This window comes from Escherichia sp. WS1451 (assembly GCF_046487365.1).
GTDB lineage: Bacteria > Pseudomonadota > Gammaproteobacteria > Enterobacterales > Enterobacteriaceae > Escherichia > Escherichia coli.
In genome coordinates this window covers 1-12,698 of record NZ_JBJQJP010000021.1, presented here as the reverse complement: position 1 = coordinate 12,698, position 12,698 = coordinate 1, and the positions used below count along the sequence as shown (strand labels likewise).

21 protein-coding genes and 1 pseudogene are annotated in these 12,698 nt (G+C 51.6%); 21 read left to right on the top strand and 1 reads right to left on the bottom strand.

Going from position 1 to position 12,698, the window contains the following annotated elements:
• Positions 1–86 precede the first annotated feature (86 nt).
• The 16 genes and pseudogenes from ACJHX7_RS20925 (at position 87) to ACJHX7_RS20850 (ending at position 8,452) form a co-directional block, all read left to right on the top strand.
• Positions 87–287 carry a YdaS family helix-turn-helix protein gene (locus tag ACJHX7_RS20925; RefSeq protein ID WP_000649477.1) on the top strand — a complete coding sequence of 67 codons (201 nt, stop codon included), beginning with the start codon at positions 87–89 and terminating at the stop codon, positions 285–287.
• A 43-nt stretch (positions 288–330) separates the two neighbouring features.
• On the top strand, positions 331–882 hold the full coding sequence (gene ymfL, locus ACJHX7_RS20920; protein ID WP_000515830.1) for a protein YmfL: 552 nt from the start codon (positions 331–333) through the stop codon (positions 880–882).
• A gap of 175 nt (positions 883–1,057) precedes the next feature.
• Positions 1,058–1,237, top strand: coding sequence for a DUF4222 domain-containing protein (locus ACJHX7_RS20915; protein ID WP_023148278.1), 180 nt, complete (start codon positions 1,058–1,060; stop codon positions 1,235–1,237).
• Positions 1,227–2,168: a helix-turn-helix domain-containing protein gene (locus ACJHX7_RS20910; protein WP_180464390.1), complete on the top strand. Its 942-nt coding sequence runs from the start codon at positions 1,227–1,229 to the stop codon at positions 2,166–2,168. The genes ACJHX7_RS20915 and ACJHX7_RS20910 overlap by 11 nt, the downstream gene beginning before the upstream one ends.
• Positions 2,165–2,659, top strand: a complete 495-nt coding sequence (locus tag ACJHX7_RS20905) for a PerC family transcriptional regulator (RefSeq protein WP_001393497.1) — start codon at positions 2,165–2,167, stop codon at positions 2,657–2,659. Before ACJHX7_RS20910 ends, ACJHX7_RS20905 begins: the two co-directional genes overlap by 4 nt.
• Complete coding sequence (locus ACJHX7_RS20900) at positions 2,659–3,312, top strand: phage N-6-adenine-methyltransferase (protein WP_001433188.1); 654 nt, start codon at positions 2,659–2,661, stop codon at positions 3,310–3,312. The genes ACJHX7_RS20905 and ACJHX7_RS20900 overlap by 1 nt, the downstream gene beginning before the upstream one ends.
• Complete coding sequence (locus tag ACJHX7_RS20895; protein WP_000210170.1) at positions 3,309–3,635, top strand: LexA family transcriptional regulator; 327 nt, start codon at positions 3,309–3,311, stop codon at positions 3,633–3,635. The genes ACJHX7_RS20900 and ACJHX7_RS20895 overlap by 4 nt, the downstream gene beginning before the upstream one ends.
• On the top strand, positions 3,632–4,021 hold the full coding sequence (locus tag ACJHX7_RS20890) for a RusA family crossover junction endodeoxyribonuclease (RefSeq protein ID WP_000767113.1): 390 nt from the start codon (positions 3,632–3,634) through the stop codon (positions 4,019–4,021). The genes ACJHX7_RS20895 and ACJHX7_RS20890 overlap by 4 nt, the downstream gene beginning before the upstream one ends.
• A 19-nt stretch (positions 4,022–4,040) precedes the next feature.
• A complete protein-coding gene (locus ACJHX7_RS20885) occupies positions 4,041–4,838 on the top strand; it encodes a KilA-N domain-containing protein (RefSeq protein WP_001061414.1) in 798 nt (265 codons plus the stop codon).
• A gap of 7 nt (positions 4,839–4,845) precedes the next feature.
• A complete protein-coding gene (locus ACJHX7_RS20880) occupies positions 4,846–5,835 on the top strand; it encodes a DUF968 domain-containing protein (RefSeq protein WP_104698947.1) in 990 nt (329 codons plus the stop codon).
• A 13-nt stretch (positions 5,836–5,848) separates the two neighbouring features.
• Positions 5,849–6,601, top strand: coding sequence for an antitermination protein (locus ACJHX7_RS20875; protein WP_001459462.1), 753 nt, complete (start codon positions 5,849–5,851; stop codon positions 6,599–6,601).
• Between the two features lie 191 nt (positions 6,602–6,792).
• Entirely contained in the window at positions 6,793–6,996 is a 204-nt protein-coding gene (locus tag ACJHX7_RS20870) for a hypothetical protein (RefSeq protein WP_001181554.1), read from the top strand.
• A 129-nt stretch (positions 6,997–7,125) separates the two neighbouring features.
• Positions 7,126–7,463, top strand: a pseudogene (locus tag ACJHX7_RS20865) (phage holin, lambda family).
• Positions 7,464–7,466: 3 nt separating this feature from the next.
• Positions 7,467–7,943: a glycoside hydrolase family protein gene (locus ACJHX7_RS20860; protein ID WP_053264670.1), complete on the top strand. Its 477-nt coding sequence runs from the start codon at positions 7,467–7,469 to the stop codon at positions 7,941–7,943.
• Positions 7,927–8,319 (top strand): DUF2570 domain-containing protein, encoded by a 393-nt coding sequence (locus tag ACJHX7_RS20855; RefSeq protein WP_053264669.1) that lies wholly within the window; start codon positions 7,927–7,929, stop codon positions 8,317–8,319. Before ACJHX7_RS20860 ends, ACJHX7_RS20855 begins: the two co-directional genes overlap by 17 nt.
• Positions 8,204–8,452 (top strand): peptidase, encoded by a 249-nt coding sequence (locus ACJHX7_RS20850; protein WP_123017538.1) that lies wholly within the window; start codon positions 8,204–8,206, stop codon positions 8,450–8,452. Before ACJHX7_RS20855 ends, ACJHX7_RS20850 begins: the two co-directional genes overlap by 116 nt.
• 82 nt (positions 8,453–8,534) lie before the next feature.
• On the opposite strand, the gene ACJHX7_RS20845 is transcribed toward ACJHX7_RS20850, so the two are convergent.
• Positions 8,535–8,909, bottom strand: a complete 375-nt coding sequence (locus ACJHX7_RS20845; protein ID WP_104698948.1) for a hypothetical protein — start codon at positions 8,907–8,909, stop codon at positions 8,535–8,537.
• Between the two features lie 127 nt (positions 8,910–9,036).
• Between ACJHX7_RS20845 and ACJHX7_RS20840 the strand changes: the two genes are divergently transcribed.
• From ACJHX7_RS20840 to ACJHX7_RS20820, 5 genes are all read left to right on the top strand, one after another.
• A complete protein-coding gene (locus ACJHX7_RS20840; RefSeq protein WP_053264667.1) occupies positions 9,037–9,387 on the top strand; it encodes an HNH endonuclease in 351 nt (116 codons plus the stop codon).
• A gap of 125 nt (positions 9,388–9,512) precedes the next feature.
• Positions 9,513–10,007 carry a phage terminase small subunit P27 family gene (locus tag ACJHX7_RS20835; RefSeq protein ID WP_000929175.1) on the top strand — a complete coding sequence of 165 codons (495 nt, stop codon included), beginning with the start codon at positions 9,513–9,515 and terminating at the stop codon, positions 10,005–10,007.
• Positions 10,004–11,737: a terminase large subunit gene (locus ACJHX7_RS20830; protein ID WP_235410343.1), complete on the top strand. Its 1,734-nt coding sequence runs from the start codon at positions 10,004–10,006 to the stop codon at positions 11,735–11,737. Before ACJHX7_RS20835 ends, ACJHX7_RS20830 begins: the two co-directional genes overlap by 4 nt.
• A gap of 11 nt (positions 11,738–11,748) precedes the next feature.
• The gene (ymfR, locus tag ACJHX7_RS20825; protein ID WP_000605606.1) at positions 11,749–11,931 is read left to right on the top strand and encodes a protein YmfR; all 183 of its coding nucleotides are present in this window, start codon (positions 11,749–11,751) and stop codon (positions 11,929–11,931) included.
• Positions 11,931–12,698, top strand: a 768-nt coding sequence (locus tag ACJHX7_RS20820) for a phage portal protein (RefSeq protein WP_164525749.1), incomplete at its 3' end; no start/stop codon positions are given. The genes ymfR and ACJHX7_RS20820, both read left to right, overlap by 1 nt.

The following is a 12,698-nucleotide window of genomic DNA, read 5'->3' as shown; positions in this document are numbered from 1 at the left end:
AAATTAAAACCCTTGTACCGTTAAGGTACAAGTATCTTGAAGGTTCATTTCAATCATGTAATATGTACACCGGAGGTACATATTGTATGAAAGCGTATTGGGACTCTTTAACCAAAGAACAGCAGGGCGAGTTGGCCGGAAAAGTTGGCTCAACACCTGGCTACTTACGGCTGGTTTTCAATGGCTATAAAAAAGCCAGTTTTGTGCTGGCTAAAAAACTTGAGCAATGCACGTCAGGTGCAATTACGAAATCTGACTTAAGACCGGATATCTATCCGAAAGATTAGCAGAACACTTTCAATTTTTAACCACAGAACGATGAGGCTAACCGTGGGTAAGCATCACTGGAAAATAGAAAAACAGCCTGAGTGGTACGTGAAAGCTGTCAGAAAAACTATCGCGGCGTTGCCGGGTGGTTACGCTGAAGCGGCTGACTGGCTCGATGTAACAGAAAACGCTTTATTCAACCGCCTTCGTGCAGATGGCGATCAGATTTTCCCGCTGGGATGGGCAATGGTTTTACAGCGTGCTGGTGGCACTCACTTCATTGCTGATGCTGTGGCGCAGTCTGCAAATGGCGTCTTTGTGTCTCTTCCTGACGTCGAGGATGTGGACAACGCCGATATCAACCAACGCCTGCTGGAAGTCATTGAACAGATCGGCAGTTATTCAAAACAGATTCGTTCAGCAATTGAAGACGGTGTAGTGGAACCGCATGAGAAGACAGCAATTAACGATGAGCTGTACCTCTCAATTTCGAAGCTGCAGGAGCATGCAGCACTGGTCTACAAAATCTTTTGCGTTTCAGAAAGTAGTGACGCCCGCGAGTGTGCAGCTCCGGGCGCCGTGGCGTGTCGTGACTGTGGAGAAACTAACGCATGAACAGTTTAACAACACACTACCGTCGCTCGCAACTGATTGCGCTTCCTGTACCGGGTGGAAAAGCGAAGGTGGAGTATTGCTATGCAGTAAATGTACTAGGTGACAGGGAAATTGTAACCCACAGCTTTGCAGAGTGGGCTGTGGGTGATTTCAACCGGCAGAAGGAGACAGTCCTTTGCGACAAGTTAACCGCTGGTTCAAAGATCACTACGGAGTGCCCGTCAGAGTCATTCGTTGGGAGCCGGAAACACAACGGGTTATCTACCTCCGTGAAGGCTATGAGCATGAGTGCTTCAGCCCGCTCGAACAGTTTCGTTGTAAATTCAGGGAAATAGAGGTCGGTCATGAGCACTAAATTAACCGGCTATGTATGGGATGGTTGCGCTGCGTCAGGCATGAAATTATCCAGCGTGGCAATTATGGCCCGCCTGGCTGATTTCAGTAATGACGAAGGTGTGTGCTGGCCATCAATTGAAACTATTGCCCGTCAGATTGGCGCGGGGATGAGTACCGTCAGGACGGCTATCGCACGGCTGGAAGCAGAAGGCTGGTTAACGCGTAAGGCGCGTCGCCAGGGTAACCGCAATGCGTCGAATGTTTATCAGCTTAACGTTGCGAAGCTTCAGGCAGCGGCATTTTCTCAACTGTCAGATTCTGACCCGTCAAAATCTGACGCATCAAAATCTGACCCGTCAAAATTTGATGCGTCGAAATCTGGCAAAAAATCGGGTTTTCACCCGTCAGAATCTGGCGGGGATCCGTCAGTAAAATCAAAACATGATCCGTCAGATAAAAAACCTTCTCGTCCGGACGCTTCGCAACCGGACACGCAGACGGCTGAACAGGATTTTTTAACTCGCCATCCTGATGCGGTTGTATTCAGCCCTAAAAAGCGCCAGTGGGGGACGCAGGATGATTTGACCTGCGCACAGTGGCTCTGGAAAAAAATCATCGCCCTGTACGAGCAGGCTGCCGAATGTGACGGCGAGGTGGTTCGTCCCAAAGAACCGAACTGGACAGCCTGGGCAAACGAAATTCGCCTGATGTGTGTGCAGGATGGTCGTACTCACAAACAAATCTGCGAGATGTACAGCCGCGTCAGCCGCGATCCGTTCTGGTGCCGTAACGTGCTCAGCCCGTCGAAGCTGCGGGAAAAATGGGATGAGCTTTCCCTGCGCTTATCGCCGTCCGTCAGCACGTACACAGAAAAACGCGAAGACCCGTACTTCAAAGCCAGTTACGACAATGTGGACTACAGCCAGATCCCGGCAGGATTCAGGGGGTGAGCATGAGTCTTTTGAATGACGTTCAGAAATTCATTGAAGCCCATCCGGGCTGTACTTCCGGAGACATTGCGGATGCTTTTGCAGGTTACTCACGGCAGCGCGTTCTGCAGTCAGCAAGCAAGTTACGTCAGAGTGGGCGTGTGGCTCACCGTTGTGAAGGAGATACACACAGACATTTCCCGCGCCTGACTGAGAGAGCGCAGGATCCGGAACCACAACCAGTTCGTGAAACCAGACCTGTGCGCAATTTCTATGTCGGCACTAACGACCCGCGGGTGATTTTGTGCCTGACCCGCCAGGCGGAAGAACTGGAGTCCAGGGGCTTATACCGTCGTGCTGCAACGGTGTGGATGGCGGCATTCCGTGAAAGCCACTCCCAGCCAGAACGAAACAATTTTCTGGCACGTCGTGAACGGTGTTTACGGAAAAGCAGTAAGCGGGCTGCATCAGGTGAAGAGTGGTATCTCTCAGGGAATTACGTGGGGGCTTAATGAGTAATAAATATTGCCAGGCGCTGGCGGAACTGCGGAACAAACCAGCCCATGAACTGAAGGAAGTGGGCGATCAGTGGCGCACGCCGGACAACATTTTCTGGGGAATTAACACTCTGTTTGGCCCGTTTGTTCTGGATCTGTTTACTGACGGTGATAACGCCAAATGTGCTGCGTATTACACGGCGGAAGACAACGCGTTGGCGCATGACTGGTCAGAACGCCTTGCGGAGCTTAAAGGTGCTGCCTTTGGTAATCCCCCATACAGCCGCGCCAGTCAGCATGAGGGGCAATACATCACCGGCATGCGTTACATCATGAAGCATGCCAGTGCCATGCGTGATAAAGGCGGGCGCTATGTTTTCCTGATCAAAGCTGCCACCAGCGAAGTGTGGTGGCCGGAAGATGCAGATCATATTGCTTTTATTCGCGGGCGTATTGGTTTTGAACTGCCTGCCTGGTTTATCCCGAAGGATGAGAAGCAGGTGCCGACAGGCGCTTTCTTCGCTGGTGCTATTGCTGTTTTCGACAAGACCTGGAAGGGACCGGCAATCAGCTACATCGGGCGCGATGAACTTGAGGCATGTGGTGAGGCCTTTCTGGCGCAGGTTCGCCAGCAGGCAGAAAAACTGGTCAGGGAGATGGCGGCATGACGACGTTAACTCAATGCCAGCAGCAGGTGCTGGATATGCTGATTTCTTATCAGAAAGAACGTGGCTTCCCGCCAACCAATCAGGAGGTGGCAACCATGCTGGGATACCGTTCAGTGAATGCAGCGGTGGAGCATCTTCGCGCACTGGAGAAAAAAGGCGTCATCACGATAAAGCGTGGCGTGGCCCGGGGCATCACGCTTCATACCGCGGTGAAGGACGACGACAGCGAGGCGGTCGGGATTATCCGCTCACTGCTTGCCGGTGAGGAAAACGCAAGGCTGCGTGCAACCCACTGGTTACATGAGAGGGGCCTGAAAGTATGAAGCTGATCCTGCCTTTTCCGCCCAGCGTGAACACGTACTGGCGACACCCCAACAAAGGGGCGTTTGCTGGTAAGAGCCTGATAAGCGCGGCGGGGCGAAAATTCCAGAGCGCGGCGTGCGCAGCAATAGTTGAGCAGTTACGTCGTCTGCCGAAACCAACGTCGGCACCTGCTTCAGTGGAGATCGTGTTGTTTCCTCCGGATAACAGGATCCGCGATCTGGACAACTATAACAAGGCGCTGTTTGACGCCCTGACCCACGCGGGGGTGTGGGAAGACGACAGTCAGGTGAAAAGAATGCTGGTGGAGTGGGGACCGGTTATCCCGGAAGGGAAGGTCGAGATCACTATCAGTAAGTACGAGAAAACGGCGGGTGCAGCCGCCTGATCAAGAGGAGAAACGAAGTATGAATAATCTGATGGTCATTGATGGTATTGAAGTTCGTCGTGATGCTTATGGGCGTTACAGCCTGAACGATCTGCACAGGGCTGCTGGTTCTCTGGATAAGCATAAGCCTGCATTCTGGCTCCGCAATGAGCAAACTGAGCGTTTAATAAGCGAGTTGCAGATTTGCAACTCGGTCAATATAGAGTCAGTTAACGTTATTCGTGGCGGAAATAACCAGGGGACGTATGTCTGCAAAGAACTGGTGTATGCCTATGCAATGTGGATCAGCCCGTCATTCCATCTGAAGGTGATCCGTACTTTCGACATGGTAACCAGCGCACCGGAAAAATTATCCGGACAGGCTGCTGACAAGATGCAGGCTGGTGTGATTCTGCTGGACTTTATGCGCCGGGAATTAAACCTGTCTAACTCTTCAGTGCTTGGTGCCTGTCAGAAACTCCAGGAGGCTGTTGGCTTACCGAATCTGGCACCGCGCTATGCCATTGATGCTCCTGCTGACGCGCCTGATGGCTCAAGCCGCCCCACGCTGTCACTGAGTGCACTGCTGAAGCAGTATGGTATCCGCCTGACAGCTAATCAGGCATATCACCAGATGGTGAAGCTGGGGATCGTCGAGCAGCGCGAACGATACAGCCGTACCGCGATTAACAACATCAAAAAATTCTGGTCGCTGACGGCGAAAGGCTGCATGTTCGGCAAGAACATCACCAGTCCTGCAAATCCGCGCGAGACGCAGCCGCATTTCTTCGAATCCCGATTCCCTGAGCTGTTAAAGCTGCTCGATACCGTTCATTGAGGTGACCGTGAGAGCACTACTGACCCCTGAAATTGCCCCGCGTATGGGGATCGTATTGTTCAGGCCAGGTTCAGAGCTGATGCCCCTGTTTATGCAGGGGCGTGTCCTGCTGGAGCCTGAGCCGGAACGTTATTCATCTTTTGCCAGTGGTGCCGTTCCGGCGGCATCACAACCGCTGGCGGATGATCCTGCCATTCGGGCCGTGTTCCGCAATGAGGCTGTGATCCGTCGGGCGGGGGGCGTGGAATGCCTTGAGAGCTGGTTACTTCGTGAAACAGGCTGCCAGTGGCCTCATTCCGGCTGGCACAGCGAGAATATGACCACAATGCGACACGCGCCGGGCGCAATCCGTCTGTGCTGGCACTGTGATAACCAACTGCGCGATCAGTTCACGGAACGGCTGGAATCAATGGCAACGGATAACTGTGCCCGGTGGGTGTTATCTGTCGTGCGTCGGGATCTCGGTTTTGATGACAGTCACGTTGTGACAATGCCGGAACTGTGCTGGTGGCTGATTCGTAATGACCTGGCGGATGCCTTACCGGAAAGTGCAGCCCGTAAGGCACTGAGATTACCGAAGCCTGTTGTGCCGTCTGTTACCCGGGAAAGTGACCTTGTGCCTTCGGTTCCTGCCACCAGCATCATCCAGGATAAAGCGAAAAAGGTGCTGGCGCTGAAAGTGGATCCGGAGTCGCCGGAGTCTTTTATGTTACGCCCCAAACGTCGCCGCTGGGTTAATGAAAAGTACACGCGATGGGTTAAGACGCAGCCGTGCGCATGTTGTGGAAAACCTGCTGATGATCCCCACCACCTGACAGGTCACGGTCAGGGCGGAATGGGTACAAAAGCGCATGACCTCTTTGTGTTGCCTTTGTGCAGAAAGCATCACAACGAGCTGCATGCGGATACCGTGGCATTTGAAGAGAAGTATGGCTCCCAGCTTGAGCTGATATTTCGTTTTATCGATCGTGCGCTGGCAATTGGCGTGCTGGCGTAAGTGGAGAACGAGCATGAACCTTGAAGCCTTACCAAAATATTACTCCCCAAAATCTCCAAAATTGAGCGATGACGCACCGGCGACAGGCTCAGGTGGTTTAACGATTACGGATGTGATGGCTGCGCAGGGGATGGTGCAGTCGAAAGCACCGCTTGGGTTTGCCTTATTCCTGGCAAAAGTTGGTGTTCAGGATCCTCAGTTTGCGATTGAAGGTCTGCTCAATTACGCGATGGCACTGGATAACCCGACATTGAACAAATTGAGTGAAGAAACCCGGTTACAGATCATCCCTTACCTTGTGAATTTTGCCTTTGCTGATTATTCCAGGTCTGCGGCAAGTAAGGCTCGCTGTGAGCATTGTGCTGGTACTGGATTTCATAATGTATTGCGCGAAGTGGTGAAACACTCCAGAAGCGGGGAATCTGTTATCAAGGAAGAGTGGGTGAAGGAACTATGTCAGCATTGCCATGGTAAGGGAGAAGTCAGCACCGCGTGCAGAGGGTGTAAGGGTAAAGGTATTGTCCTGGATGAAAAAAGAACCCGGCTTCATGGCACGCCTGTTTATAAGATTTGTGGGCGTTGCAATGGAAACCGGTTTAGCCGTTTACCAACCACACTGGCGCGGCTTCATGTCCAGAAGCTGGTACCAGACCTGACGGATTATCAGTGGTACAAAGGATATGCAGATGTCATTGATAAACTGGTTACAAAGTGCTGGCAGGAGGAAGCTTACGCTGAAGCACAATTGAGAAGGGTGACGAGATAAGCGATTTTCGCCGAAGATAACGACATAATGCTTGTGTTTCTCAAAAAATATGGTTAGCCTTAACGTAAAGATGGGCATTGAATGTCTAACTTTTATAAACCCGCTCAGGTGGGTTTTATGTTGCATGTTTTTTGAACAAGTGATATTGTGATCTCCATCACATTTGTGATGCTGGTTGAAAGGAGATCACCATGCAAAATAGTAAACACACGACCAAGAAGGTCGTGGCAATTGCAAATAATATTGAGATTGGCTCAGTGTTAGTGTCTGCTACTCAGAAAAGTATTCTGCTGAATACTGGTTGGGAATTACCAATTAGAGAAGTAGACAAGCTGTCTCATTCCTATGAGGTTTACATTAAACCTCGTCATAAAACCCTCCATCCTTCGCGATGATGAAAATAAGATTTTTGAGGCCGCCTACGGGCGGCCTTTTTTATGCGCACTTCTGCAAATCAGCGTTATAACCAGCTTCTTTCCCTTTTACTTGTGGCACTTCCGGTAATCGGAGGTGGGAATTATGAAATGCACAACGATCCTCATTCCTGGCCTGATTTACTTGAACTGTTACAGAGCTGGTGGCGTGGAGACACACCGCTGGGTGCAGTGATTATGTCGATCGTTATGGCTGGCTTGCGCATTGCCTATTTTGGCGGGGGGGGGGTGGCTGGAAGCGAAAAACGCTCGAGATTTTGCTCTGTGGTGCTCTGACGCTGACTTTTGCATCCGCTCTTGAGTATGTCGGATGGCCCAAATCGCTTTCTGTTGCCATTGGTGGCGGCGTTGGGCTGATCGGTGTCGATGCTATTCGTGGGGCTGCAATGCGAGTAATCGGTAACAAATTTGGTAGCTCGAAGGAGTAATTTATGCAGGTACTAAATCCTCAGCGTAAAGCTTTCCTTGATATGGTGGCCTGGTCAGAAGGAACGGATAACGGGCGACAACCGACACGTAACCACGGTTATGACGTTATTGTCGGTGGCGAACTATTCGCTGATTACTCCGATCATCCTCGCAAACTTGTCACGCTAAACCCAAAACTCAAATCAACAGCAGCCGGACGTTACCAGCTTCTTTCCCGTTGGTGGGATGCTTACCGTAAACAGCTTGGTTTGAAAGACTTCTCCCCCAAAAGCCAGGACGCTGTGGCATTGCAGCAGATTAAAGAGCGTGGCGCTTTACCGATGATTGATCGCGGTGATATCCGTCAGGCAATCGACCGTTGCAGCAATATCTGGGCGTCGTTACCAGGTGCAGGTTACGGTCAGTATGAACATAAAATCGGCGACCTGATTGCCCGATTTAAAGAGGCTGGTGGGGTAGTAAATGAAGCTGAGATATAAGCTGGTTATTGTTGCCTTCTTTGTTACCGTCATTGGTTCCTTCATCTGGTCTGCCGGGCATTACTACAGCAAATATCAGCACGAGAAGGAGCGTGCTGATGAGGCTGTACGAAATGCTGAATCGGCAACTGCCATTACCAATAACGTCCTGCAATCAATACAAATCGTAAATACAGCACTGGAGGCTAGCCAGCATGCAAAACAACAAATCGCACTGGAGTCACAGAGAACCCAGGAAGATATCAAAGTGGCTGTTGCGAATGATGATTGCGCTTCACGTCCTGTGCCTGCTGCCGCTACTGACCGGTTGCGGAAGTACGCGGACAGTTTACGTGAGCACCCCAGTAGCACCACTGTCAACCAGCCTAACTTCTGAAACACCGATTCCAATAATACCTAGTCCACTGACATATGGTGCTAGCCTAGACCTGAATGCAAGTTTGTTATCTGCATTAGGGCAGTGCAATAGAGATAAAAAGGCTATCCGCAGTATAAACAATGCTAGATGAAGATTTTAATTTAAATTGAAGATGCCTATTACTAGACATCTTTATAATTTATGCTCAAACCAAAGTGGATTTGTTTGTAATATTAAAGACTATTTAGGAGACTCTGAATAATAGGCCATAAAGTTAATGTGTTTGCACCAGCTGAGTAAAATCGCTCCATCAGTTGTAGAGGTTTTGATGACTGATTAAACTTGATATCATTTAAAATGTCGTATATTTCTTGTAGCTTCTCTGCACCAAGCTTATCGTTAATTTCACTTAAGTTATTTTGTATGGCGATTTCTACTTCTTTTATAAGCCGAACTGTTTCTGCTGAGTAATGAATATTGTTGGAAAGAAAAGTATTAGCTGAATCAATAATTTCATAACCAACATCAGCACCAAATGATTTGTTTCCAATCATTTTGATGTTTTCGCATCCCTCAATGCGATAAGCAACGGTTTTCTTTTCACTCATGTTATAACCTGTGTTTAGTTACTTTTATTAGAACCTTGTTATCAGATTTTTCTCATAAAGGAAAGAGTGAAAGAGAAAAATGAATCTCTTTTGTCAAATATGTCTATCAGATTAAAGAGAGTATTTTATGCCAGCACTGATACCTAGAGCCTGCCGTGTTCGCGGCTGCCGCCATACGACGACTGACCCGTCAGGCTATTGCGAAAGCCACAAAAGCGAAGGCTGGAAGCAATACAAGCCAGGTCAGTCCCGTCATCAGCGCGGTTATGGTTCGAAGTGGGATGTTATCCGCGCGCGTGTGCTGAAGCGTGACAAAGGTTTATGTCAGTTATGTCTGCGTGCCGGTGTGGTGCGTGAGGCGAAAACCGTTGACCACATCATCCCTAAAGTGCATGGCGGCACTGATGCCGACAGCAATCTGCAGAGCCTGTGCTGGCCGTGTCATAAGGCGAAGACGGCCCGTGAACGGTTGAAGTAAGAACCAGTTCCCACTGCCAGAGGGGAGGGGCGGGTCAAATCCCTGTGACCTGACGTCTTCCGGACTGCCCGCCCCATCGTTTTTTTATACCCGCGAAAAATGAAATTTAACCAGGAGTGCCGCATATGGCTGGAACGGCGGGGCGTTCCGGGCGTCGCCCCAAGCCAACGGCGCGCAAGGCGCTGGCCGGAAACCCCGGCAAGCGAGCCCTGAATAAAGATGAACCTGTTTTTACGCCCATCAAAGGTGTTGAGCCACCGGAGTGGTTCGCTGAAGAAGATCTCCCTCTCGCCACGATCATGTGGCAACTGACAACCAAAGAACTCTGCGGTCAGGGCCTGCTGTGCGTGACTGACCTCGCGGTGCTTGAGCGGTGGTGTGTGGCCTATGAGTTCTGGCGACGTGCCGTGAAAAATATTGCCAGACAGGGCAACACCATCACCGGCGCAATGGGCGGTATGGTCAAAAATCCTGAGCTGACCGCCAAAAAAGAACAGGAGTCCGAGATGAGCAGTACGGGGGCAATGCTCGGACTCGACCCCAGCAGCCGCCAGCGTCTGATTGGCCTGGCGGGGCAGAAGAAAGCCACTAACCCGTTTCTGAAAATTATCGAATCATGAGCCGGAAATCTTACCCCAACGTAAATGCTGCCAATCAGTATGCCCGGGATGTCGTTCGCGGAAAGATTGTGGCCTGCCAGTTTGTGATTCAGGCCTGCCAGCGCCATCTTGATGACCTGATGGCGGAAAAAAGTAAGTCGTTTCGTTACCGCTTCGACAAGGACCTGGCTGAACGGGCCGCCAAATTTATTCAGCTGTTGCCGCATACCAAGGGTGAGTGGGCATTCAAACGGATGCCCATCACGCTGGAGCCGTGGCAGCTCTTTGTGATCTGCTGTGCGTTTGGCTGGGTCAATAAAGGTACCCGGCTGCGCCGCTTCCGGGAGGTGTATACCGAAATCCCCCGTAAGAACGGCAAATCGGCAATCTCTGCCGGTGTCGCCCTGTATTGTTTTGCCTGTGATAACGAGTTTGGCGCGGAAGTGTATTCCGGTGCCACGACAGAGAAACAGGCGTGGGAAGTCTTTCGCCCGGCGCGACTGATGTGTAAACGCACACCCATGCTGACGGAAGCGTTCGGGATTGAGGTTAACGCCTCAAACATGAACCGTCCGGAGGATGGCGCGCGGTTTGAGCCGCTGATCGGTAACCCCGGTGATGGTTCATCACCCCACTGTGCGGTGGTGGATGAATATCACGAGCATGCCACCGATGCACTTTACACCACGATGCTTACCGGGATGGGGGCGCGACGTCAGCCACTGATGTGGGCCATCACCACCGCCGGGTACAACATTGAGGGGCCGTGCTACGACAAGCGGCGGGAAGTTCTCGAGATGCTCAACGGTTCGGTACCCAACGATGAACTGTTCGGGATCATCTATACCGTTGACGAAGGCGATGACTGGACCGACCCGCAGGTGCTGGAAAAAGCCAATCCAAATATTGGCGTGTCGGTTTATCGCGAATTTTTGTTAAGTCAGCAGCAGCGTGCGAAAAATAACGCCCGTCTGGCAAACGTCTTTAAAACAAAACACCTCAATATCTGGGTGTCGGCGCGTTCGGCGTATTTCAACCTGGTGAGCTGGCAGAGCTGCGAGGATAAATCACTGACCCTTGAGCAGTTCGAGGGGCAGCCGTGCATTCTGGCCTTTGACCTGGCGCGTAAGCTGGATATGAACAGCATGGCGCGACTTTATACCCGCGAGATTGACGGTAAAACGCATTACTACAGTGTGGCCCCGCGTTTCTGGGTACCGTATGACACGGTGTACAGCGTCGAGAAAAATGAAGATCGACGGACAGCCGAACGCTTTCAGAAATGGGTGGAAATGGGCGTTCTGACCGTTACCGATGGTGCGGAGGTGGATTATCGCTACATCCTCGAGGAGGCCAAAGCGGCGAACAAAATCAGCCCGGTCAGTGAGTCACCCATCGACCCCTTCGGGGCGACCGGGTTGTCACATGACCTTGCTGATGAAGACCTGAACCCCATCACTATCATTCAGAACTACACCAACATGTCCGACCCGATGAAAGAGCTGGAAGCGGCAATTGAATCGGGGCGCTTTCATCATGATGGCAATCCCATCATGACCTGGTGTATCGGCAACGTGGTCGGCAAAACCATTCCGGGTAACGATGATGTGGTGAAGCCCGTCAAAGAGCAGGCGGAAAACAAAATCGATGGTGCAGTTGCGCTGATTATGGCGGTTGGCAGAGCCATGCTGTACGAGAAAGAAGACACGTTGTCTGACCACATTGAGTCCTATGGGATCCGCTCGCTTTAACTGAGGTAATTATGATCATGCTGATTCTCGCGCCTCTGGTGGGCGTGCTGGGGGCGCTTTTGCTGGCGTATGGTGCCTGGCTGATTTATCCCCCGGCGGGGTTTGTTGTTGCCGGGGCGTTGTGCCTGTTCTGGTCGTGGCTGGTGGCGCGATATCTCGACCGTACACAGTCGTCTGTCGGCGGAGGTAAATAGTGTTCTTTTCGGGATTATTTCAACGAAAAAGTGACGCACCGGTGACCACGCCAGCAGAGCTGGCGGATGCTATCGGGTTGTCCTACGACACCTATACCGGAAAGCAGATCAGCAGCCAGCGGGCCATGCGACTGACGGCGGTTTTTTCCTGTGTCAGGGTGCTGGCGGAGTCGGTCGGGATGTTGCCCTGCAACCTGTATCACCTGAACGGCAGCCTGAAACAGAGAGCCACTGGCGAACGTCTGCATAAGCTGATCTCCACGCATCCCAATGGCTATATGACGCCGCAGGAGTTCTGGGAGCTGGTGGTCACCTGTCTGTGCCTGCGGGGAAACTTTTACGCCTACAAAGTGAAAGCATTTGGCGAAGTGGCTGAACTGCTGCCCGTCGATCCCGGCTGTGTGGTACCGAAGCTTAACAGTAGCTGGGAGCCGGTCTATCAGGTCACATTCCCGGATGGCTCCACGGATGTACTGAGCCAGGAGGATATCTGGCATGTGCGCACGCTGACGCTGGACGGACTGGTGGGGCTGAATCCCATCGCCTATGCCCGTGAGGCAATATCGCTGGCGGCAGCGACCGAAGAGCACGGGGCCAGACTGTTCAGCAATGGCGCGGTGACGTCGGGTGTGTTGCGTACAGAGCAGACGCTGTCAGATCAGGCTTATGAGCGCCTGAAGAAAGATTTTGAGGAGCGTCACACCGGGCTTGGCAATGCTCACCGCCCGATGATCCTTGAGATGGGGCTGGACTGGAAGTCGATGGCG

Coding starts and splice junctions, on each gene's coding strand:
- ACJHX7_RS20925 (WP_000649477.1), top strand. CDS start 87: ATGAAAGCGTATTGGGACTCTTTAACCAAAGAACAGCAGGGCGAGTTG.
- ACJHX7_RS20910 (WP_180464390.1), top strand. CDS start 1,227: ATGAGCACTAAATTAACCGGCTATGTATGGGATGGTTGCGCTGCGTCA.
- ACJHX7_RS20900 (WP_001433188.1), top strand. CDS start 2,659: ATGAGTAATAAATATTGCCAGGCGCTGGCGGAACTGCGGAACAAACCA.
- ACJHX7_RS20895 (WP_000210170.1), top strand. CDS start 3,309: ATGACGACGTTAACTCAATGCCAGCAGCAGGTGCTGGATATGCTGATT.
- ACJHX7_RS20890 (WP_000767113.1), top strand. CDS start 3,632: ATGAAGCTGATCCTGCCTTTTCCGCCCAGCGTGAACACGTACTGGCGA.
- ACJHX7_RS20885 (WP_001061414.1), top strand. CDS start 4,041: ATGAATAATCTGATGGTCATTGATGGTATTGAAGTTCGTCGTGATGCT.
- ACJHX7_RS20875 (WP_001459462.1), top strand. CDS start 5,849: ATGAACCTTGAAGCCTTACCAAAATATTACTCCCCAAAATCTCCAAAA.
- ACJHX7_RS20870 (WP_001181554.1), top strand. CDS start 6,793: ATGCAAAATAGTAAACACACGACCAAGAAGGTCGTGGCAATTGCAAAT.
- ACJHX7_RS20860 (WP_053264670.1), top strand. CDS start 7,467: ATGCAGGTACTAAATCCTCAGCGTAAAGCTTTCCTTGATATGGTGGCC.
- ACJHX7_RS20855 (WP_053264669.1), top strand. CDS start 7,927: ATGAAGCTGAGATATAAGCTGGTTATTGTTGCCTTCTTTGTTACCGTC.
- ACJHX7_RS20850 (WP_123017538.1), top strand. CDS start 8,204: ATGATGATTGCGCTTCACGTCCTGTGCCTGCTGCCGCTACTGACCGGT.
- ACJHX7_RS20845 (WP_104698948.1), bottom strand. CDS start 8,909: ATGAGTGAAAAGAAAACCGTTGCTTATCGCATTGAGGGATGCGAAAAC.
- ACJHX7_RS20840 (WP_053264667.1), top strand. CDS start 9,037: ATGCCAGCACTGATACCTAGAGCCTGCCGTGTTCGCGGCTGCCGCCAT.
- ACJHX7_RS20835 (WP_000929175.1), top strand. CDS start 9,513: ATGGCTGGAACGGCGGGGCGTTCCGGGCGTCGCCCCAAGCCAACGGCG.
- ACJHX7_RS20830 (WP_235410343.1), top strand. CDS start 10,004: ATGAGCCGGAAATCTTACCCCAACGTAAATGCTGCCAATCAGTATGCC.
- ymfR (WP_000605606.1), top strand. CDS start 11,749: ATGATCATGCTGATTCTCGCGCCTCTGGTGGGCGTGCTGGGGGCGCTT.